The sequence below is a fragment of the Paraburkholderia fungorum genome (assembly GCF_046027215.1).
GTDB classification, from domain to species: Bacteria; Pseudomonadota; Gammaproteobacteria; order Burkholderiales; family Burkholderiaceae; genus Paraburkholderia; species Paraburkholderia fungorum_D.
On sequence record NZ_JAQQEN010000001.1, the window covers coordinates 2,339,704 to 2,359,262 of the forward strand.

General features: G+C 60.4%; 22 protein-coding genes and 1 pseudogene. 17 read left to right on the forward strand and 6 right to left on the reverse strand.

Annotation, left to right across the window (positions count from 1 at the left end):
- Positions 1-150 precede the first annotated feature (150 nt).
- Entirely contained in the window at positions 151-474 is a 324-nt protein-coding gene (locus tag PQR27_RS10315; RefSeq protein WP_408523558.1) for a DUF4148 domain-containing protein, read from the reverse strand.
- Positions 475-673: 199 nt separating this feature from the next.
- Between PQR27_RS10315 and PQR27_RS10320 the strand changes: the two genes are divergently transcribed.
- The 13 genes from PQR27_RS10320 to PQR27_RS10380 all read left to right on the forward strand — a co-directional run bounded on the left by PQR27_RS10320 (position 674) and on the right by PQR27_RS10380 (position 11,768).
- Positions 674-1,576 (forward strand): LysR substrate-binding domain-containing protein, encoded by a 903-nt coding sequence (locus PQR27_RS10320; protein WP_408523559.1) that lies wholly within the window; start codon positions 674-676, stop codon positions 1,574-1,576.
- A gap of 153 nt (positions 1,577-1,729) precedes the next feature.
- Positions 1,730-3,295, forward strand: coding sequence for an aldehyde dehydrogenase family protein (locus tag PQR27_RS10325; RefSeq protein ID WP_408523560.1), 1,566 nt, complete (start codon positions 1,730-1,732; stop codon positions 3,293-3,295).
- Between the two features lie 78 nt (positions 3,296-3,373).
- The gene (locus PQR27_RS10330) at positions 3,374-3,574 is read left to right on the forward strand and encodes a hypothetical protein (protein WP_408523561.1); all 201 of its coding nucleotides are present in this window, start codon (positions 3,374-3,376) and stop codon (positions 3,572-3,574) included.
- Complete coding sequence (locus PQR27_RS10335) at positions 3,555-3,914, forward strand: DUF4142 domain-containing protein (protein WP_408523562.1); 360 nt, start codon at positions 3,555-3,557, stop codon at positions 3,912-3,914. The genes PQR27_RS10330 and PQR27_RS10335 overlap by 20 nt, the downstream gene beginning before the upstream one ends.
- Before the next feature lie 557 nt (positions 3,915-4,471).
- Positions 4,472-5,125: a hydrolase gene (locus PQR27_RS10340; protein ID WP_408523563.1), complete on the forward strand. Its 654-nt coding sequence runs from the start codon at positions 4,472-4,474 to the stop codon at positions 5,123-5,125.
- Positions 5,126-5,195: 70 nt separating this feature from the next.
- Positions 5,196-5,489, forward strand: a complete 294-nt coding sequence (locus tag PQR27_RS10345) for a XapX domain-containing protein (RefSeq protein ID WP_408430598.1) — start codon at positions 5,196-5,198, stop codon at positions 5,487-5,489.
- Positions 5,486-7,378 carry an amidohydrolase gene (locus PQR27_RS10350; protein WP_408523564.1) on the forward strand — a complete coding sequence of 631 codons (1,893 nt, stop codon included), beginning with the start codon at positions 5,486-5,488 and terminating at the stop codon, positions 7,376-7,378. The genes PQR27_RS10345 and PQR27_RS10350 overlap by 4 nt, the downstream gene beginning before the upstream one ends.
- A gap of 13 nt (positions 7,379-7,391) precedes the next feature.
- Positions 7,392-7,817, forward strand: a complete 426-nt coding sequence (locus PQR27_RS10355; protein ID WP_408523565.1) for a DoxX family protein — start codon at positions 7,392-7,394, stop codon at positions 7,815-7,817.
- Positions 7,810-8,739 (forward strand): glyoxalase, encoded by a 930-nt coding sequence (locus PQR27_RS10360; protein ID WP_408523566.1) that lies wholly within the window; start codon positions 7,810-7,812, stop codon positions 8,737-8,739. Before PQR27_RS10355 ends, PQR27_RS10360 begins: the two co-directional genes overlap by 8 nt.
- An 83-nt stretch (positions 8,740-8,822) precedes the next feature.
- A complete protein-coding gene (locus PQR27_RS10365) occupies positions 8,823-9,527 on the forward strand; it encodes a YoaK family protein (protein ID WP_408523567.1) in 705 nt (234 codons plus the stop codon).
- Positions 9,528-9,652: 125 nt separating this feature from the next.
- Entirely contained in the window at positions 9,653-11,065 is a 1,413-nt protein-coding gene (locus PQR27_RS10370) for an alginate export family protein (protein WP_408525452.1), read from the forward strand.
- A 272-nt stretch (positions 11,066-11,337) separates the two neighbouring features.
- Positions 11,338-11,628 (forward strand): hypothetical protein, encoded by a 291-nt coding sequence (locus tag PQR27_RS10375; RefSeq protein ID WP_408523568.1) that lies wholly within the window; start codon positions 11,338-11,340, stop codon positions 11,626-11,628.
- The gene (locus PQR27_RS10380; protein ID WP_408523569.1) at positions 11,625-11,768 is read left to right on the forward strand and encodes a hypothetical protein; all 144 of its coding nucleotides are present in this window, start codon (positions 11,625-11,627) and stop codon (positions 11,766-11,768) included. The genes PQR27_RS10375 and PQR27_RS10380 overlap by 4 nt, the downstream gene beginning before the upstream one ends.
- A gap of 374 nt (positions 11,769-12,142) precedes the next feature.
- Here the strand turns inward: PQR27_RS10380 and PQR27_RS10385 are convergent, their stop codons facing one another.
- The gene (locus PQR27_RS10385) at positions 12,143-13,168 is read right to left on the reverse strand and encodes an IS110 family RNA-guided transposase (protein ID WP_408523570.1); all 1,026 of its coding nucleotides are present in this window, start codon (positions 13,166-13,168) and stop codon (positions 12,143-12,145) included.
- Between the two features lie 108 nt (positions 13,169-13,276).
- Between PQR27_RS10385 and PQR27_RS10390 the strand changes: the two are divergent.
- Positions 13,277-13,414, forward strand: a pseudogene (locus tag PQR27_RS10390) (integrase); the annotation flags it as partial.
- A gap of 125 nt (positions 13,415-13,539) precedes the next feature.
- Here PQR27_RS10390 and PQR27_RS10395 read toward each other — a convergent pair.
- Positions 13,540-14,415, reverse strand: a complete 876-nt coding sequence (locus tag PQR27_RS10395; RefSeq protein WP_408523571.1) for a LysR family transcriptional regulator — start codon at positions 14,413-14,415, stop codon at positions 13,540-13,542.
- Between the two features lie 304 nt (positions 14,416-14,719).
- On the opposite strand from PQR27_RS10395, the gene PQR27_RS10400 reads away from it, so the two are divergent.
- Together PQR27_RS10400 and PQR27_RS10405 are read left to right on the forward strand one after the other, a co-directional pair.
- Positions 14,720-15,517 carry an HPP family protein gene (locus PQR27_RS10400; protein ID WP_408523572.1) on the forward strand — a complete coding sequence of 266 codons (798 nt, stop codon included), beginning with the start codon at positions 14,720-14,722 and terminating at the stop codon, positions 15,515-15,517.
- A gap of 73 nt (positions 15,518-15,590) precedes the next feature.
- Positions 15,591-16,127: a carboxymuconolactone decarboxylase family protein gene (locus PQR27_RS10405; RefSeq protein WP_408523573.1), complete on the forward strand. Its 537-nt coding sequence runs from the start codon at positions 15,591-15,593 to the stop codon at positions 16,125-16,127.
- A 108-nt stretch (positions 16,128-16,235) separates the two neighbouring features.
- On the opposite strand, the gene PQR27_RS10410 is transcribed toward PQR27_RS10405, so the two are convergent.
- The 3 genes from PQR27_RS10410 to PQR27_RS10420 form a co-directional block, all read right to left on the reverse strand.
- On the reverse strand, positions 16,236-16,841 hold the full coding sequence (locus PQR27_RS10410) for a response regulator transcription factor (RefSeq protein ID WP_408523574.1): 606 nt from the start codon (positions 16,839-16,841) through the stop codon (positions 16,236-16,238).
- 120 nt (positions 16,842-16,961) lie between these two features.
- Positions 16,962-18,029, reverse strand: a complete 1,068-nt coding sequence (locus PQR27_RS10415; protein ID WP_408523575.1) for an FUSC family protein — start codon at positions 18,027-18,029, stop codon at positions 16,962-16,964.
- 46 nt (positions 18,030-18,075) lie between these two features.
- Positions 18,076-18,657, reverse strand: a complete 582-nt coding sequence (locus tag PQR27_RS10420) for a hydrolase (protein WP_408523576.1) — start codon at positions 18,655-18,657, stop codon at positions 18,076-18,078.
- A 70-nt stretch (positions 18,658-18,727) separates the two neighbouring features.
- Between PQR27_RS10420 and PQR27_RS10425 the strand changes: the two genes are divergently transcribed.
- The gene (locus tag PQR27_RS10425; RefSeq protein WP_408523577.1) at positions 18,728-19,462 is read left to right on the forward strand and encodes a TetR/AcrR family transcriptional regulator; all 735 of its coding nucleotides are present in this window, start codon (positions 18,728-18,730) and stop codon (positions 19,460-19,462) included.
- The last annotated feature ends 97 nt before the right edge of the window (positions 19,463-19,559 follow it).

Here is a 19,559-nt window from a genome sequence, read left to right on the forward strand (position 1 = left end):
CAAAAAAATCTGGCTGTATTCTTCGAAGCCCACCACGCTGCTCCCGCGCTGTTGGTTCAAAAGGGGCCCTTGCCTGTTATTGCACAAACCCCGGGCTAGAGAAACCACACGACCGTCTCGTAACCAGCCGACCCGACGGTCGACAAAGAACTACTTCGATACTGACAACGGTTTCTGCGCGGCGCCCACTTCCGAAGAACCGCTCGTCGATGTGCCATAGCTCATGCCAGCGGCGGGAATCTGAACAGACGCGTCACGCCCGACAACCGTGGCTTCAGCAATCTGCAGGTCCGCAGGGTAACGGGCGTCGTGACTGGCAGCCGGTTCATAGCCCGCCTGTTCGAGCTGACGCAATTCTGCGCGGACCTGATCGCGGGTCAAGGCTGGCATCGTCTCGGCGAACGATACCGTTGGAACAAGCAGTACAGCGGCGAGGGCAACAGCAACAATTCGATTCGCGGACTTCGTTCTCACGACACATACCTCCGGGATAGCTGGGCGTTCTGCAGGGTCCGCGACATGCGGGGGTGAACGACGTCAGTCTAGCTATCGTCCTGCTCCGTAAAAATCTTCATTTCGAACAAAGACACTTCCTGATCTGATAAAAGTCCAGTGGATCGTCAAACGGTATACAGTGACGCCGTCTATCACACCGGACTCGTAAGGTGCGCCAATGCTTGATCTCAACGACTTTCGCTATTTCGTTCGCATCGTGGAGTGCGGGGGCCTCACCGCCGCCAGCCGCAATCTGAACGTGCCGAAGTCGACGGTAAGCCATCGTCTCCAGCAACTCGAGGCAGCCCTCGGCGTGCGGCTCGTCAACCGCTCCTCACGCAGAATCAGCATGACCGATGCAGGCGACGTGTTCTACCGGCACGCGGTTGCGATGCTGGAACGTGCGGACTTCGCCGAAAGCGCCGTGCGCGAGCGCCTTGCCGAGCCAAGCGGTACGATCCGCTTCACCACCGCGGTGGCGACCTCACTATTCGCCATGCGCCAGATACTCCCGGATTTCATTCAACGCTATCAGAAGATCAATGTGATCCAGCACGTCAGCGACGAGCAGATCGATATCGCGGGCGGCAACTATGATCTCGCGCTGCGCTCACACACCGGTCCGCTGTCCGACTCGACACTCGTGCAGCGCACGTTGGCACCGGCGCCCTGGTTCCTGTTCGCCTCCCCCAGCTACGTCGAGCACCACGGCATGCCGCTCGCGCCGGAAAGCCTCGCCGGACATGACACGCTGGTCATGTTGAGGCACAACAGTCCGATGACCTGGACGCTCAGGCACCCAGCGCACGGAGAAATAGTCGTGCCGCTCAAACCCCGTCTGGCCGGCAATGACATCGTTACGCTCAAGCAGGCCGCGCAGAACGGCCTCGGTATTGTTGCGTTGCCCGCCTATGTCTGCGCCGAAGACCTGCGATCCGGCACACTCCAACGGGTCTTGCCCGACTGGCTGGCCGGCGAAGCCAGTATCACGGCGGTCATCCCGTTTCGCCATGGCATGCTGCCCTCCGTTCGCGCATTTCTCGACTTCCTGGCTGAGCGCATCCCACTGGTCGTCGCGTAAAGTCGGATCGTCCATCTCATTGGACCTGAGGTCCAGGCAAGTCATCTTGTTGTCTCGCTGAAGCGGGCCCATTCTGAGCACACCGCCGGTCGATATCGATTGATCGGTTCACCGAGCGCTTGAAGCGCCGCAAACGTGTTCAGGAGTACAACAATGAAGATGTCCAGACGTGAAGTCCTCATTACAGGCGCTGCAGCGGCAGTTGCCGCAGTCGGTACGGTTACCGGCACCACATCAGCCTTGGGGGTGGAAAAGCAATCTGGCAGCACCGAGTCCGGTCGTCCGTCAAAGTCCACGAAGCATTTCGATATCCTGATCGTCGGCGGAGGCTCGGCTGGTGCCGTCCTCGCCACACGCCTGAGCGCAGACTCGCGGCGCCGCGTTCTGCTGCTGGAAGCGGGACCGAACTTCGCGCCGAACGACTACCCTCAGGTACTGAAGGACGCCAATATCGTCGCGGGCTCGCCGGCCTATGACTGGCACTACCACACCGATGACGTCCCCAGTCTCGGCCACAACATACCCGTACCCCGCGGCCGGGTGGTCGGCGGCAGCTCGGCGGTCAATGCCGCCGTCGCAATTCGCGCTCGACAAGCCGATTTCGCGCGCTGGGCCAAACGCGGCATCGAAGGATGGTCGTGGGATGACGTGCTGGCCGCGGGCTTTCAGAGCATCGCCCGGCGTATTCCGCTCGGCGTGGTCGGCATTATTACGCCGTGGAACTCGCCCTTCATCCTGGGCGTGCGGGCGATCGCCCCGGCACTGGCGATGGGCAACGCCGTCTTGCTAAAGCCCGACGTGCAATCGCCGATTATCGGCGGCGTGGCCTTTGCCCGGGTACTTGAAGAAGCGGGCTTACCCAAGGGATTGTTCCACGTCCTGCCGGGCGCTGCGGAGACTGGTGCCGCGCTGGTCAAAGAACCGCTTATCAATATGGTCAGCTTTACGGGTTCCAGCCGCGTCGGCCGCGAGGTCGGCTCGGTCGCCAGCGGACAGTTTAAACGCGTCTCGCTGGAATTGGGTGGAAACAATCCCTTCATTGTGCTCGACGATGCAGATATCGAGGCGGCAGCGAGTGCTGGCGCATGGGGCTCCTTCTTCCACCAAGGCCAGATCTGTCTCACCACCGGCCGTCACCTGGTACACGAGGACATTGCTGAAGCCTACGTCGAAGCCCTGGTGAAAAAGGCCCAGGCGCTCGTCGTCGGTAATCCCCTCGACGCAAAGGTCCAGGTCGGGCCGATCGTCAACGAACGCCAGGCCGCCAATGCCGAGCGGATCGTCACGAAGACAGTGGCCGAGGGAGCGAAGCTTCTGACGGGTGGCGCACGCGATGGACTGTTCTTCGAGCCTACCGTTATCACCGGAGTGACAGCTGGTATGACGGCCTTCGACGAGGAAATCTTCGGACCGGTGGCGGCGATCACGACCTTCCGCACCGACGAGGAAGCTATTGCACTGGCCAACGCGACCGAGTACGGCTTGTCGGCGGCGGTGGTTTCCTCCGACCTGGTTCGCGCCCAACGCGTCGCCGATGCACTGCATTCCGGAGTGATCCACATCAACGATCAGACCGTGGTGCATGGGATTTATGGCCCGATTGGCGGCCTCGGCATTTCCGGCAACGGCTTCGGCCACGGCGCGTCCAGCAATGCCGACCAGTTCAGCGAGTGGCAATGGATCACGGTGCACTCGCAGCTCCCCACCTATCCGTTCTGATCCATGTCGACGGAGAAGTCGCACCCTTGGCTTTTTCCGTCACTCACGCAATCATTCTTCAAGCACACGGAGCGATTTATGAGCGCGGCTCGTCGCATTGATGTTCACCAGCACGTCGTTCCGCCCTTCTGGGCGGACGAGCTGCCATCAAATGGCGGCGCCTCGTCCCTGTCTTTTGAGAACTCGGAAATCCGGATCCGCGAGCGATCCGATAGCGGCCATGTCATCGGCGACCGAGATCGACTCGGGAAAACTCGCAATGAGCAACAGCAAGGATGACGACGTCCGGTCCTTCGCGCGCCAGATGATCGACGATCACACGCGGCTATCGAGCGAGCTCAAAGCGGCCTTGCCGTCGACTGTGAAAGTCCCGGAAAACAGTCCCGACCGCGCCGTGCTGGAGAGCCATTGCCCACTGAAGGGAAAGCAGTTCGATGAGGCCTATATCGCGAAAGTCGGGCTGCAGGGACGCAAGGAAGCGTTAACTGCATTTCAGCGGGAAGCGGCCGATGGACAGGTCCCGCAGATCAGGGAGGCGGCTGCAAAAGCGCTTCCGACTATCCAGCACCATTACCAGATGGTACAGGACCTGGCCCGCAAGAAGCGAGTATCCGAATAGCGCGGCGAATATTTTCCAAATCGGGCGTCTGTGCACTTTCTCAAGGATGGGTTGCAGATTTGGGGATATTCGCACGCTTGCGAAACTCCTATGATCGGGCCATCTCAGCGAATAAGGATTAACACTCGTGAGCATCCCCATACGTCGCGACCGACGTGGCAGCTTCGCCGACACGTTGATCCGAACGGAGCATTGTCCTCCAGCTCCCGAACCCTCCTGTGACAGTGCGAATTGGCGATCGGAGTGCCGTGGCCGGTCAGACCGGCTATGACCGTCGCAAGCGCGCGCCCCTTTTCTCGGGCATTGCGTTTGGCGCTGGCGCGATGGCTCCAGTCGCACCTGGAAACGCTATTGCCGCAGATGTTCGCGGCAGAAGACCCACGTGCTGTTTCGCTGCGTTAGCGGGCAAGTGCCGACGTTGTAATTCCCGTTGCGGACGATATCCCGCGCTTGCCTTAAACGCGAGCTATGTAACGTCTGGAGCACAGCGGCACAACATTTCACAACCCGCGTAACGAACGAGTTGCGCGCGTCCTTTAACTGAATGGAGCGGTGAATTGAATCAAGCACAATCGAAGCCTGGCAAAACCCTGTTGTCGCCCAAAGATCACACGCTGATCCTGATCGACCATCAATCGCAGATGGCTTTCGCGACGAAGTCGATCGACGCGGTTTTGCTGCGTAACAATGCAGCATTGGTCGCAAAGACCGCGCGCGAGTTCGGCGTGTCGACGATCCTGACGACGGTTGCGGAAAAGACCTTTTCCGGTCCGATATTCGAAGAGATCAGCTCAACATTCCCAGGCCAGCAGACGATCGATCGCACCTCGATGAACACGTGGGAAGACGCCCGCATCACTGCACGCGTGAACGAAATCGGCAAATCGCGCATCGTGCTGGCCGGTCTCTGGACCAGCGTATGCATCGTCGGGCCGGCGCTTTCGGCGCTCGATCAGGGTTTCGAGGTTTACGTGATCGCAGATGCGTGCGGCGATGTCTCGGACGAGGCTCACGACCGCGCGCTTGATCGCATGGTGCAACAGGGCGCACGGCCCATGACGTCACTCCAGTATCTGCTCGAACTGCAGCGCGACTGGGCACGTACCGACACTTACAACGAAACTGTCGAAATCTCGGTCGCGCACGGCGGCGGCTACGGCCTCGGCCTGATCTACGCGAAGACGATGTTTGGCGGTTCGGAAGGACACTGAGCCCAATTCCTGATGCCACGAAGCCGGGCGACCGGCGTGATCAACCCGATGACTCGACATTAGGATACCTATGAAACTTTACCTGCTGTCGCTCGGCGCGGGCATCCTCGTCGGCATCATCTATAGCCTGATCAATGTGCGTTCGCCGGCTCCTCCGCTCGTCGCGCTGCTTGGGCTGCTCGGAATGCTAGGTGGGGAGCAGGTGATGCCGGTCGCGAAGAACCTGCTGGCCGGCTCCACTCTCGCTGCTGCGTGGCGAAACAGTCAATGTTCGAGCCATATGTTTGGTCTGCTGCCTGGCCGTCATGGCAATGCGCGAACCGAAACCCGCATGGCCGACAACACGGATAAGACTCAACTATGAACGCCTCTGTCAATGCACCGGATCTGGTTCTGCACAACGGCCGGCTCACCACGCTTGATCGCGCGAATCCCAGTGCAACTGCGGTTGCGATCAAGGATGGCAAGTTCGTCGCAGTCGGCGGCGATGCCGAAGTGATGCGCCTGGCTGGTTCCGCCACGCGCGTGATCGATCTGAAAGGCCGCTCGGCGTTGCCGGGTCTGATTGACAACCACATACACATCATCCGCGGCGGGTTGAATTTCAATATGGAGCTCCGCTGGGATGGCGTGCGCTCCCTCGCTGTCGCGATGGACATGCTGCGCGCGCAGGTCGCGAATACGCCCGCGCCGCAATGGGTGCGCGTGGTGGGCGGTTTCACCGAACATCAGTTCGATGAGAAGCGTCTGCCGACCATTGACGAACTGAATGCAGTCGCGCCCGATACGCCGGTGTTCATTCTGCATCTGTATGACCGGGCACTGCTGAATGCGGCGGCATTGCGCGTGGTTGGCTATACGAAGGACACGCCGGAACCGCCGGGCGGCCAGATCGTGCACGACAGTGCCGGCAATCCGACCGGCCTGCTGCTGGCCAAACCGAATGCAGCGATCCTCTACGCGACGCTCGCAAGAGGCCCGAAGCTTCCACTGGACTATCAGATCAACTCCACTCGCCACTTCATGCGCGAATTGAACCGCCTGGGTGTGACCGGCGCCATCGATGCGGGCGGCGGCTTCCAGAACTATCCGGAAGACTATGAGGTGATCCAGAAGCTTTCGGACGCCGGGCAACTGACGATCCGTCTTGCGTACAACCTCTTTACGCAAAAGCCGAAGGCGGAGAAAGAAGACTTCATCAACTGGACGAAGTCATCGACCTACAAGCAAGGCAACGACTACTTCCGGCATAACGGCGCGGGCGAAATGCTGGTGTTCTCGGCCGCGGACTTCGAGGACTTCCGGGTCGAACGCCCCGATATGCCTGCGCAGATGGAAGGAGAACTCGAGGACGTGGTGCGCTTGCTTGCCGAGAACCGATGGCCCTGGCGGATGCACGCGACGTACGACGAAACGATCTCTCGCGCACTCAATGTCTTCGAGAAGGTGAACGAGGACATCCCGCTCGAAGGCCTGAACTGGTTCTTCGACCATGCCGAGACGATCAGCGAAAAGTCGATGGACCGCATCGCGGCGCTTGGCGGCGGGGTGGCCGTGCAGCACCGGATGGCCTATCAGGGCGAGTACTTCGTCGAGCGTTACGGAGCGAAAGCGGCTGAAGCCACGCCACCGGTGGCGCGCATGCTCGAAAAAGGCGTGCGCACCTCCGCCGGGACCGACGCGACTCGCGTTGCATCGTACAACCCGTGGGTAGCGCTGGCGTGGCTCGTGACCGGCAAGACGGTCGGTGGCTTGCGTATGTATCCGCAGCGCAACTGTGTAGATCGCGAGACAGCGTTGCGCATGTGGACCGAAAAGGTCACGTGGTTCTCGAACGAGGAAGGCAAAAAAGGCCAGATTCAGGCGGGCCAGTTCGCAGATCTGATCATACCGGATCGCGATTTCTTCGCATGCGCGGAAGACGACATTGCGGACACGACATCGCTGCTCACGATCGTCGGCGGCAAGGTAGTGTACAGCGGAGGCGAATTCGCATCGCTCGACGACGGCGCTCTGCCGCCGGCCATGCCGGACTGGTCGCCGGTGCGCCGCTTTGGCGGCTTCGCCGGATGGAAGAGTGCCGCTCGCGGCGAAGGTGTGCCTTTGCAACAGGTCGCCGCTGCGGCATGTGGCTGCGCATCCTCCTGCGCCGTGCATGGTCACGACCACATGCGCGCGTGGTCGGGCACCGCGCCCACGTCAGACCTCAAGGGGTTTTGGGGCGCACTGGGTTGTGCCTGCTGGGCCGTCTAACGGGAGTCCAGACATGCAAGACAACCCGTCCTGGGTTGCCAGTCTGCTCGGTCAGCGGTGGGTGCTGCCACTGCTTCGAGTAGCCCTGGTATCGGCTTATGTTGTTGGCGGTGTGAACAAGCTGATGGATTTTCACGGCGCAATGCTGGAACAGGAACACTTCGGCTTGCGCCCGGGCGCGATATGGGCAGCCATCGCAATCGCAGTTGAGATCGGCGGATCGCTATGCGTGGTTTTTAACCGGTTCGTATGGCTCGGTGCGGGTGGCCTCGGAACGCTAACGGCCGTGGCGATGCTGGTGGCAAACGACTTCTGGAATCGTACGGGTGCACAGCATTTCATCGCGCTGAACAGTTTTTTCGAGCATCTCGGGCTATTGAGCGCGTTTTTGATGGTTGTATGGATATCAAATCTGAAGGAATTTTTTCATCATGCGTAGTTCTTGCTCTCTCGTTGCTGCGGCAATTTTCGCGGGTTCCATGCTTGTCGCTTTACCGTTTGCGCAAGCAAAAACGGCCACGGCACTGCCCCTCGCCGTCGGCCCGCAATACGACACAACCCACGTGTACGTCGCACCGGAAGACTTCAAAAAATTTACCGACAGTTTCGTCGCGACGTTCGGCGGCCACACGTCGCAGCAAGGCGTGTTTCAGGTGACGCCGACGCCAAGCCAGACCATGTCGCAACTGGTGTTTACGCCGGTCGGCACGCTGTCGGTATTCGGCTTCAAGACGCCAGTGCCCTATCCGTTCGGCGGCGAGCGCACCGGCTACCTCGTCACCGACATGGACGCGGCAGTGAAAGCGGCGAAGGCGCATGGCGCCGATGTGATTGTCGATACGTTCCCCGATCCGATTGGCCGGGATGCGATCGTGTCGTGGCCGGGCGGTGTGCATATGCAGCTTTACTGGCACAACCAGGCGCCTGACTACGACGCGCTGCTGACGGTTCCGGAGAACCGCGTGTACGTTTCGCCCGACCGCGCAGACGCCTTGGTCCGCGATTTCAGCGAGTTCGCGCACGGGAAAGTGACGTCGGACGTTCCCAATGCACCGGGCGTGGAGATCGGCCGGCCTCACGATACGTATCGCCGCATCCGCGTTGAATCGGGTTTCGGCAAGTTGACCGTGCTGGTGACCGACGGCCACTTGCCCTACCCGTTCGGCCACGAGATGACGGGCTACGAGGTGAGCGACCTCGCGAGCACTTTGCAGAAGGCGCAAGCGGCCGGCGCGACCGTGCTGGTTCCGCCCTTCGCGTCCGGCGAACGCGACGCCGCGCTGGTGCAGTTCCCCGGCGGCTATATCGCCGAAATTCATGCGAGACAAAGTGGCCCCGGCGCCGACACGGTGCGACGCTGATGGCAATCCGGTTCAAAGGAGTGTGTTCTTCAAGGGACGCATTGAGCGAACGCGCAGATGAATCAATGCAGTGAGGCAGTTGAATGAAGTCGGAAGATACCGTGCTTGCCGCTGTTGCCGGCTATGTCGATACGCTTGGTTTCGTTGCGCTGTTTGGTCTGTTCACCGCACACGTGACAGGCAACTTCGTGTTGATTGGTGCCAGCGTCGCGGGATTCGGGCAGGGCGTGTTCTTGAAGCTGATGGCATTTCCCGCCTTTATCGCCGGAGTAGCCGTGTCCAGCGTGCTGGTACGCCGGCAACAGGTAGCAGCTCCTTTGCATGCGGCGTCTTTGCTGTATTCGGTTCAGACGGTGCTTTTGCTCGCGTTCTGCATTTCGGGAATCAAAATCGGCCGTGCTTTGGACGCCAACAGATGGCCGGTGGTCTTGTGCGGCATGCTGGGCGCTGCCGCGATGGGTGTGCAGAATGCGCACGGCCGGCTCGTCCCGCGTGCAGGGTTGCCAAACACAGTCATGACCGGCAATGTCACGCAGCTGATTCTCGATGCAGTCGATCTGCTGTCGGCGCATACGCAGACCGACACTAAAGCGGCCGCCCGTGCGCGTCTCGTGAAGATGGTGCCTGCCGTCGTCGCGTTCGCAGCGGGCGCTGCGGGCGGCGCGCTCGGCTATCGCGTCGCGGCGTTCTGGGCTTTGCTGCTGCCTTTTCTCGTGCTTGCCGGACTGGCGATTGCAGCATGGCTCGAGCATCGCGTCGCTTTGGCGTCGGCCAACGTTCACCGCTGAAAGGGCTGGTCAGCCCCTCATGCGTCAAGCGCCTGAATGGCGCCTGTATTTCTGCAGGAGAGTAGATGTTTGAGGCCACACCGCGGCCGCGTTCCTTTCCCGTTGCGGACGCTGCGGCTTACCTGATGATCCTGCTTACGGGGTTGATGGCCGTTACCAGTTGCAAGGCACGCGCAGACACCGGCATCAACGCGGCATCGGATGTTGCTGCGACGTCCACGTGCAGCGCGAAGCGGCCGGTCGTGATGTTCAATCGTTGGCAGGAGGACTGGTCGGTATTGTCGAGCGCGTGCGTACCTCGCGAACCGCTCGACGGATCGAAATACATTCCGCTCGGCAGCGATCCGGATTCGTACCTGTCGCTTGGTGCAAACTTGCGCGAACGGCTGGAATTTAATGATGCACCGCTGTTCGGTCTCGGCTCCGGGCGCTCCGATACCTATGTGATCCAACGAGCGGAGATCAGTGCAGACGCGCGGATCGGCAGACAACTCCAGTTCTTCGTGCAGTTCGAAGACGCGCGCGCATTCGGCAAGGACGCCGTGTCACCGGTCGACAAAGACCCGCTGGACCTTGAACAGGGTTTCGTCGCGTGGACCAGTCCGCTTGGACCGGGAAACGTAAAATTGCGGGTCGGGCGGCAGGAAATGGCGTTCGACTTGCAGCGATTCATCGCGGTGCGGGACGGCCCCAATGTCAGGCAGACATTCGACGCAATCTGGGCGGACTATGAATACGGGAAGTGGCGCTTTATAGGGTATGCGACGCAACCTGTGCAGAACCGGCCGATCTCCGCATTCGACGATGTGTCGAACCGGCATCTGACATTCAGCGGCGTGCGCTTCGAGCGCCAGGACGCCGGGCCCGGCGACGTGTCCGGATACTACTCGCGCTACAACCGCAGCAACGCCCGATTCCTCGACGCGACCGGTGACGAGCACCGCGACGTCTTTGACTTGCGCTATAGCGGAAAGACCGGGCGCGCGGACTGGGATATCGAGACGATGTACCAGTCTGGACACGTCGGAGACAAGACGATTGCCGCGTGGGCACTCGGCTCAATTGCCGGTTATACCTTCGACACGGCGTGGGCACCCCGAATCGGCCTGCAGGTCGATGCGGCCTCGGGTGACCGTCATCCGGGTGACGGCCGCGTCGAAACCTTCAATCCGCTGTTTCCGAACGGTTACTACTTCGCGCTCGCGGGCTACACAGGGTATGCAAACCTCATCCACGTCAAGCCGAACCTGACCCTGAAGCCCACCAGCAATCTTACGCTGTTCGCCGGTGTGGGCTTCCAGTGGCGCGTCACGACGGCGGACGCGGTGTATCAGCAGGGCTCCGCTGTGGTGCCGGGCACGGCCGGACATGGCACATTATGGACGGGCATGTATACGCAGCTTCGTGCTGACTGGACACTCAGACCAAACCTGATCGCTTCCGTCGAAGCCGTGCATTTTGTGGTTGGCGATTCTGTTCGCGGACTCGGTGGAAGCAATGCGGACTACGTCGGAATCGAGATGAAGTATGGCTGGTAGTTGTGCCTGCGCAATTGCGTCCGCATCAAAAGAGGCGGAGATGTGTCCCCGAAGAATGATTTCGCTCGAGCGGCGGGGAAATCTGCTGCGATAGCCAATGGACCTGGTTGGCGCTTTTTAGCTTTTTTGTGGTCAGTAAAACCACCACCGCGACCCGATCCATATGAGACGTTTGAGTATGAAGTTGAGAACGGTGGACATTAACTTGCGCGTTGCGGCTGCTAAATTCTAGTCACGCCCCCGCTGATGGCACTCACAGTAAGGAACTCATCATGTCACGCCTTTCCTCGATCCAGCCGGGCGAAACTGCTGAACTGTCTGCCATGACGAACACGGATGTCACTCCAGACGATTATTTTCACACCGGTGCAGGTGCACGATATCTGCGCCGTGCCGACGAGGATCTCGTCGTGGTACCGCTACGCGGAAATATCACGGTGTTGATGGGATCCGGCGGCAACATCGCAGTCCTGTCGGGCAAGGAAGGAAAATTCCTGGTCGACGCGGGCATTGCCAAGTCACAGGGAAAGCTGCGCTGGACCAGACCGGTCCGGGGCCATTGAAATACGTAGCCAACACGCATTGGCACTGGGACCATACCGATGGCAATGCCTGGCTGCATGAGGCTGGTGCCACTATCGTGCCGCACAAGCATACCTTCAGGCATTTGACTGAAACGACCCACGTCAATGCGTGGAACTGAACGTTCGACCCCGTGCCGATTTACGGCACCCATACGATGCGGCGAACTAAGGCAACTACAAGGGCTTCCCCGTTAAGCGCAAGCTCAAACGTGGTTCTTTGTTAATGTGCTGCAATGCCGTTCGGGTGCGTGTGAGAAGGTGAAGGACTGCGGTACTACAACCGGTCATGTTGGGCCTGTGGCCCGGACCCTGATGAAAGACGCGCGCGAGGGCCTCGTTCGCTGACCGGGAATGAAATCCCTGTAGCCTTATCAGGTACGCCCCACGCGGGTCCAACCCGCTTCACATCACCGCTGGCAGTGCAAAGTGATCGTCTATTCGCTCATGATGTCCGTCGCGCTGGCAGGTTCGGGTCGATGGAGCCGCATGGTGGTCATGCTGCAATGGTTTCGTACGTGAAGTCGTCGCCGTATTTCAGGATCGCCCAGGCCATTCGCGCATTCTTGGCCGCAATGGCGACGGCCGCACGCCAATATCCGCGCCGCTCGACCAGGTTTCGTACCCAGCGGCTGATGCGGTCCTGCTTCTCGCCGAGATTCGCAATGACGGCGCGAGCTCCGAGCACCAGCAGACTGCGCAGATAAGCGTCGCCTGCCTTCGTGATGCTGCCCAGCCGTGCCTTGCCCCCGCTGCTGTGCTGGCCCGGCGTCAGACCGAGCCATGCGGCCACCTGGCGTCCATTCCTGAAGTCATGTCCGGCACCCAGGCTCGCAAGCAAGGCACTGGCCGTCGTCGGTCCGATGCCGCGCAATTGCATGAGCCGCCGACTGCGCGCATCCTCACGCGCGATTTCGCTGATTGCACGATCGTATTCGACCAGCCGGCCCTCGATATTGCCGGCATGCTCAAGCAGATCGCTGATGCACCGCCTGGCCCAGCCCGGCAGAGCATCCAGATGCGCCACGATTTCCCTTCGCAAACGCTCGGGGCTCTGTGGCAACACCACGCCGAATTCGGCGAGCAGGCCACGCGTCCGGTTGTAGATCGCGGTCCGTTCCGCGACGAAACCTTGCCGTGTCCGATGCAGGCAGAGCGTCGCCTGTTGGTGTTCGTCCTTCAGCGGGACGAAACGCATGCTCGGACGTGTCACCGCCTCGCAGATCGCCGCCGCATCCGCCGCATCATTCTTGCCGCGCTTGCCAGACATCCGGTACGGCGCCACAAGCTTTGGCGCCATCAGCTTCACCGTATGACCATATTGCTGGAACATGCGTGCCCAGTGATGGGCGCCGGAGCATGCTTCCATACCGATCAGACATGGCGATAGCTGGGCGATCAGTGCCACCAGTTGGTCGCGCGTGACCTTCGGCTTGACAAGCACGGCTTTGCCGGCTTCATCCACCCCATGAACCGCAAAGACATTCTTGGCAAGATCGATTCCGACGGTGACAATTGGCATGGACTTCCCCTTCTTGTTGGTGTTGATGAAGGTCGAGACTTCATCATGGTACTTTGATGCCGATTCGCGGCTTCCGCCGCAGCCTCGGGACGGGGAAGTCCCTTTCATTCGCTGATTTACAAGCGTACGAAGAACCTCCGAGCCGTTCAACTCCTGCCTGGTTATTCCACGCTGGAGAGCACAGTGAGATACCTTGGCATCGAAGTTGACGATGCGCTGGAAATCGCCGAGCAAACTGAGATCTAGCAAAGCCCTCATCGGCCGCATGTCGACGCAGTTCGATCGGGACGGTGCGGCCGCTAATTCACCAGATACCGAGCGAGTACTGCCGGCCAAGAAGGGACGTTCGCGTCAATGCAACGAACGTCCGCTTAGGGTCGATGGTCCGCAAAGGCGGGATTTTCGGCGACGATTTTCAGCAGGAAGTCCATGACTGCCCGTATTTGCGGCGAACTGCGCAGGTCTCGATGAACAGCCATCCAGATATCTCGCGAAAACGCTTCGCCACCGTACGTGAGGCGCTGCAGCTTCGCATCGGTATCTGCCAGGAAATCAGGGAGACCCGCCACGCCCGCGCCTGCCTGCGCCGCTACCAGATGGCCATTGATATCGCTGATTTCGCAGGCTATAGGCCTTTTCCCTGCAACGCTCATCAACCACTTCTGCTGTGGCACGCCCACGAAGCCAGCGTCATAGGCGATGAACTCCCACGCGGACGGATCGTGCAGATGAGGATAGTCCTTGCTCGCGTACAGGCCAAACGACACGCGCCCCAGCTTCCGCACGACGCTCGTGAGTTCCTCAGGCCGAGTCAGTCTCAGGACAACATCTGCCTCCCTGCGGCTTAGGGAAACCTGCCGTGCTTCGCACGAAACGGACAGTTGCACGCCTGGATTTGCACGACGAAAGTCTGCTAGATGCTTCACCAGAAAATTCGCCACGAGGACGGGCGGTGCGCTGAGCGTGACCTTGCCGCTCAGCGGCGAACGGCTGGCGTCGAGGAATCGTTCGACAGCGTACGCGCCTTCTTCCATTTCCTGCGCCAATTCGAACACGCGCTGGCCGATCGGCGTGAGCCTGCAAGTCCTGGGCTGGCGTTCGACCAAGCAGGTCTTGATTTCGCTCTCCAGTGCGCTCAAACGCCGACTCACCGTCGCGTGATCAACCTTGAGGCTTCGGGCGGCGCCCGACAGTGTCCCGATGCGAGCGACAGTCAAGAAATATCGAATGTTTTCCCAATCGAACATAGGTGCATTAACGCAAGGTAGGTTTGCATATATGGGGAATATTCGCACAAGTCGGAGATACCTATCATCCGACTATGCCAACCGGTAGGGTTTATTTCTGATGAGCATCTCCATGCGCCGCGACCGACGTGGCACGTTCAACGACGCATTGATCCTTGGGCCAGTGCTTTGCGTTGTCCTTCTGGCTGTCGTCGCGAAGGCGGCGCTTCTGACCGGCGCGTTCTACGTTCTTTTTCCCGAACTGGCCGCGTTGAGCTATGACGTATTCACGCGCCCCGCCGGAGCGTGGGCACGCTCGCCGGTCATGCTGGCGATCACGCCCTCTGTGACCGCGGCACTGGGCACTGCGCTCACGCAAGCGATGGTGTACAGCCTATGGTCGGTGGCGATGACTATTGCCGGCGCGATATTGATCATCGGTTTGATGCGTTCGCCCATCATGCCAGCCATTTCCGCAGCCTTTCTGCCTCTCGTGTTCAGTATCACGAGCTGGTGGTATCCAGTCTCCATCGCTGCCGTGATGGCCCTTCTGGCTCTCGTCTCCACGATCTATGGCCGCATATTGGCTTCGGGCGATGTTCGTCAAGCGCCCGCGCTCGACACCGTGGCCCAAGCCGATGAAATCGAGCGTGCGCCCCAGCTCAGGACGTGGCTACCCATTTTAATTTTCTTCGCGTTTGTTCTCGTGGCGTACGGATTAGCGGACGTCACCGGTCTCCGGCTGATCCTGTTTCCCCCACTTGTCATGACCGCATTCGAGATATTCACCAACGCTAACATCCGTCCATGGGCGAAGCGGCCCCTCACTTTGCCGCTTGTCTGCACGATCACCGCCGCTGTGGGGCTCGCCGCGCTTTTGTGGTTCGGCGCCGGCCCGCTTTCCGTCGTCATTTCGTTGCTGGTCGGAATCGTGACGTTGCGTGCGCTGCGACTCCACTTTCCACCCGCCCTGACGGTGGGTCTTCTGCCACAGATCATGCTGCACCCTGATTGGCGTTTCGTGCTCGCTGTCGCACTGGGTAGCACTGCGCTTGTCGGCGCATTTCTGCTCACTCGTCCCCTATTGCTCAATCAAAGCGCACCGCTCACAGCGGACGACTAATCAGGTTCACTAGGCTTCACGCGCCATGCCGCCCGCTACACGCCTATTTTTTCCCACCTCAAAGGAATACATCATGCCTCGTCTCCATACTATCTCAGTGTCTGAAGCCACCGGCCACACGGCCGAATTGTTTAAAGGTGTCAAAGCGACTGTCGGCAAGGTCCCGAATTCATACATTGGAATCGGCGGTAATAGCCCGGTCGCGCTGGAGGCAGTACTGAGTCTCGAGGCATCGCTCAAAAAGAGTAACTTGAGCGCGCGGGATATCGAAGTCGTTAAACTGGTCGTTAGCCAGACAACCGGCTGCGACTATTGCCTCGCCGCACACACGCTGTTGAGCAAAAAGATGGGCCTTGACCGTGAAGCCATTCTGGCGTTGCGTCAGGCCCGGCCGTCTGGCGACGCGCGCAATGATGCGTTGGCCAAGTTTGTGCTGCATATAATCACAACGAGCGGCACAGTTCAAACCGATGTGATAACGGAGGTCAAACAGGCCGGTGTCACTGACGCACAAATCGTCGATGTCGCGATGGCCGTAGCCAGCATTGCATTCACCAATCTGTTTAACCGTATCAACGACACTACGCTCGACTTCCCTGCTGCGGACTAGTGCGAATGGTGGCGCCTGCGGCGGGTCCGTGGGCGCCGCATTGCATTTCAACTATCGAGAAGATCTGCCGGAAAACGAAGCAGGTTCACCAGGCTCTTCTACTCGACACTAGACCGGACGCTGTTGCAAGCGTCCGCTGTAGTAGTCGGAGCGGGCATTTGAATCCCGAACAGCAAAGACTCTTATGGGTCGGGAGCACGCGTTCGCTGACGTTGACACCTGACATTCCAGCACGCGGTACTCGGTCTGCAACAGCGCAATTTCCTCGTTGCCGCGCCTCACCTTGCGGGCGATGAGGTCGAGCTCGAGAGTGCCAACGCGCAGCGTCGTCTCCGTCTGACCTGCCGGCGCCTGCTGCCGACGCAGCAGCACCTCCAGACGAGCCGCCATTTCGGCCAGATCGAACGGTTTCGTCAGGTAATCATCGCCACCCGCACGCAAGCCGCGAATGCGTTCATCAACGTCGCCTGGCGCGCTGAGCATCAGCACAGGTGTGTGCGCGCCCACGCTGCGCATGGCAGTCACAATGGTCAGGCCGTCCACGCCGGGCAGCATGCGGTCGAGCGTGATGATGTCGTACTCATCGCTCATTGCCCGCGCAATTCCTTCGCGTCCGTTGTTGACCCAATCGACGCTGAAACCGCGTTTCCGCAACTCAACTGCGATATCCCTAGCGGTAATTTCATCGTCTTCGATCGTAAGCACTCTCGACATGTCGCGCTTCCTCAGCCAGCGAAATTCGCCGGTACAATTATCCAAAACACCGAATCTGCGAATACCCTCGTGCGCCCTTAATCAGAGGCGACTGCGCAGTCCCCCTCGGTTTTGCCGGGATCATGGGGAGTCACACGTCGAGCGGCACGTGTCTTTCATGTGCGCCGCAATGGCGGCTGCCGTGAGCGCACACAGCAGCCCAATGGCGCTACCGACTGCCACGTTCAGCAGGCGCTCGCCTCCAAAAATCCACGGTTTTCCCGCCAACACAAACGCGATTGCCGCACAGGCGCACCGGACCCCGAATGCGAGCGTGTACGGACGAATGCAAACGAGCGTCAGCATTGCGGCGAACACAACTAACACACGCATAAACAACGCATGAGGGATCATCAATCCGACGACCACGCCGAAGGACACGCCGATGACGGCCCCGGTCAGCCGGTTGCGAAACTTCTGCCGGGCGCTTGCCGCATTTCCGGTAACGACGCTGGCGGCCGACCAGATCATCCATTGACCATTGTCGACGTGTCGCCATTCGACAAGTACGGCAGCACAAGCGACCGCGAGCGCGACGGTGATCACCAACTCGATATATGCGTTGCGCTCGCTGTTTGGGCAGAGGCGAGTCCACTTTGCAAAATGCGCAAGAGTCGGCCGGCCAGTTTCACGCGAGCGGAAGTGCTCGACTGACGCAACGAGCAGGATCGGCAACGCCGCTATCAACAGGAACGGCAGAATCTCAACGCTCCGGTTGATAAGCGCCTGCCGCGTGACCCCTTCCCCACTTTCGCAAGCAAGATACAGCGAGGGAATAAACGTGAAGTTGCCGAGCGAGCGCAAGGCGCTGCCGCCCGCGGTCACCAGCACGGATCCCATGCCCAACAGGACTGTGGCTACGACAAAGAGCAGTGGGTGCGCGAGCGACGCCATCAGGATCACGAAGCCCGCGCTTATCGCCAAAGCGTGCGCGAAGACGCCGAGCGGCGCAAGCTGCGAGTGGTCGAGTGCGATGAGCATCGCGACCGGCACGATTGCAGCGGCGAGCCACCCGGGTCTGCCTGATACGAGTGCGAGCACGAGCAGCGGGACGAGCGCAAACATGGCGCGACCCAACGCCCGACCATCAATCACGGTTTCGACGCGGCGCGAGAGCGACGAAACCATGGAGAGACGTTCGCTGCTCATAGTCGCTCTCCGGCCACGCTGTGCTTGTCCATCGGGCGTCGCGTCATCAGCCTGCGAGCGCCTCGAGTACGTCGTCGGATTGCCGCACGAGACCGAGCCTCGGGAAGACGAAATTCAGCGACGCATGGTGATGCTCGGGCGCGCCGCAGCTCATTGCGTCCTCGACGAGCACCAGCGAGTACCCGTGCTCGTGCGTGGCGCGAGCCGTCGACTCGACGCCGATGTTCGTCGAAATCCCGCCGAGCACAATGGTTTCGATGCCGCGACGCCGCAATTGCAGGTCGAGCTCGGTGCCGTGGAAAGCGCTCCATTGGCGTTTCGTGATCTTGATGTCGCGCTCCTCCACCGCCAGTTCGGCGGGAAAGTCCCACCAGTTCGAGGGCAGTCCGCCGGGGGGAAGCACGATGGGCTGATCGACGGGCTGCTTCAGTGCATCGCCGAAGTCGGCGCTCCAACCCACCCGGACCAGGACGACCGGCGCGTCCACTTCCCGGAAGCGCTTTGCGAGCGTTGCCGAGGTAGCCAGCACGGCTGCGGCTGGGCGGGGCGCTTTCCCGAATCCGAGAATGCCCTCCTGAAGATCGATCAGAACGAGAGCGGTCGTCTTGGGGTCAAGTTTTTGCAACATGATGGTCTTCCGTTGAAAGCGGCGAGCCGCTGGTGTATTGTGAGGGGGTGCTCACAAACAGTATATGAGAATGGCCTCACAAAAGTCAACGCCGAATACGGGCGAAGCGAAGGCGCCGCGGCGCGCCCGCGGACATGCGCGGGTGGCGTCGTTACTGGAAGCCGCAAGTGCGGAATTCGCCGAAAAAGGGTACGAAGCAACGACGATGACAGCGATCGCCGCGCGCGCGGGGGCGTCGATCGGTTCGCTTTACCAGTTCTTTCCAACGAAAGAGCAGGTCGCAGTTACGCTAATCGAGCAGTACGTGATCGAGCTTGACGCCGCGTTCAGCCAGCTGAGCGAGAAGGTGCCCTTGCTTGACGTATCGGTCGTTGCGGGCCGGCTGACGACGTTATTCGTAGCGTTTCGCGCGACGCACCCCGCTTTCGTGGGGCTGGTCGACGCTCTTGATGTCGTATTGCCCGGCGCCACCGGAGTGCGCGAAAGATTGCGCAAAGGAATCGCATCCGTGCTGGCTGCCCTCGCGCCGCGACTCTCCGTGGAAGAAGCTTTGTTCCGGGCCGTCGTCGTCCAGCACCTTATGAAAGCTGCCGTCACGCTGAGCCACGATGAGAGCGTGGTTGACCATCCCGCGGCGATGCTGGAGTTCCAGCACGTGGTAGAGCACTACCTCATGGACGTGATGGAATCCGGGCGTGGTGGACATGCCGGCACAGCGCAACGAGGCGCCGCACGCAAGGAGCGTTCCGCTTCGGGCAACAGCATCGTTCCGAAGAAAAATGGCAAGTCTGGCATGTCGACGTGACTGCTGTTGCTGCCCTGCCCGTCATCACGTCGCCGAGCGGCGAACACATCGGGCGGCATGCACCTGGATGCTTTCACAGCCGTTTGAACGCGGCGCA

Bases quoted from the DNA above. Each gene is read 5' to 3' on its own strand.
- PQR27_RS10320 (WP_408523559.1), top strand. From the start codon at position 674: ATGCTTGATCTCAACGACTTTCGCTATTTCGTTCGCATCGTGGAGTGC.
- PQR27_RS10325 (WP_408523560.1), top strand. From the start codon at position 1,730: ATGAAGATGTCCAGACGTGAAGTCCTCATTACAGGCGCTGCAGCGGCA.
- PQR27_RS10330 (WP_408523561.1), top strand. From the start codon at position 3,374: ATGAGCGCGGCTCGTCGCATTGATGTTCACCAGCACGTCGTTCCGCCC.
- PQR27_RS10335 (WP_408523562.1), top strand. From the start codon at position 3,555: ATGAGCAACAGCAAGGATGACGACGTCCGGTCCTTCGCGCGCCAGATG.
- PQR27_RS10345 (WP_408430598.1), top strand. From the start codon at position 5,196: ATGAAACTTTACCTGCTGTCGCTCGGCGCGGGCATCCTCGTCGGCATC.
- PQR27_RS10350 (WP_408523564.1), top strand. From the start codon at position 5,486: ATGAACGCCTCTGTCAATGCACCGGATCTGGTTCTGCACAACGGCCGG.
- PQR27_RS10355 (WP_408523565.1), top strand. From the start codon at position 7,392: ATGCAAGACAACCCGTCCTGGGTTGCCAGTCTGCTCGGTCAGCGGTGG.
- PQR27_RS10360 (WP_408523566.1), top strand. From the start codon at position 7,810: ATGCGTAGTTCTTGCTCTCTCGTTGCTGCGGCAATTTTCGCGGGTTCC.
- PQR27_RS10365 (WP_408523567.1), top strand. From the start codon at position 8,823: ATGAAGTCGGAAGATACCGTGCTTGCCGCTGTTGCCGGCTATGTCGAT.
- PQR27_RS10370 (WP_408525452.1), top strand. From the start codon at position 9,653: ATGATCCTGCTTACGGGGTTGATGGCCGTTACCAGTTGCAAGGCACGC.
- PQR27_RS10375 (WP_408523568.1), top strand. From the start codon at position 11,338: ATGTCACGCCTTTCCTCGATCCAGCCGGGCGAAACTGCTGAACTGTCT.
- PQR27_RS10385 (WP_408523570.1), bottom strand. From the start codon at position 13,168: ATGCCAATTGTCACCGTCGGAATCGATCTTGCCAAGAATGTCTTTGCG.
- PQR27_RS10395 (WP_408523571.1), bottom strand. From the start codon at position 14,415: ATGTTCGATTGGGAAAACATTCGATATTTCTTGACTGTCGCTCGCATC.
- PQR27_RS10400 (WP_408523572.1), top strand. From the start codon at position 14,720: ATGCTGGCGATCACGCCCTCTGTGACCGCGGCACTGGGCACTGCGCTC.
- PQR27_RS10405 (WP_408523573.1), top strand. From the start codon at position 15,591: ATGCCTCGTCTCCATACTATCTCAGTGTCTGAAGCCACCGGCCACACG.
- PQR27_RS10410 (WP_408523574.1), bottom strand. From the start codon at position 16,841: ATGTCGAGAGTGCTTACGATCGAAGACGATGAAATTACCGCTAGGGAT.
- PQR27_RS10415 (WP_408523575.1), bottom strand. From the start codon at position 18,029: ATGAGCAGCGAACGTCTCTCCATGGTTTCGTCGCTCTCGCGCCGCGTC.
- PQR27_RS10420 (WP_408523576.1), bottom strand. From the start codon at position 18,657: ATGTTGCAAAAACTTGACCCCAAGACGACCGCTCTCGTTCTGATCGAT.
- PQR27_RS10425 (WP_408523577.1), top strand. From the start codon at position 18,728: ATGGCCTCACAAAAGTCAACGCCGAATACGGGCGAAGCGAAGGCGCCG.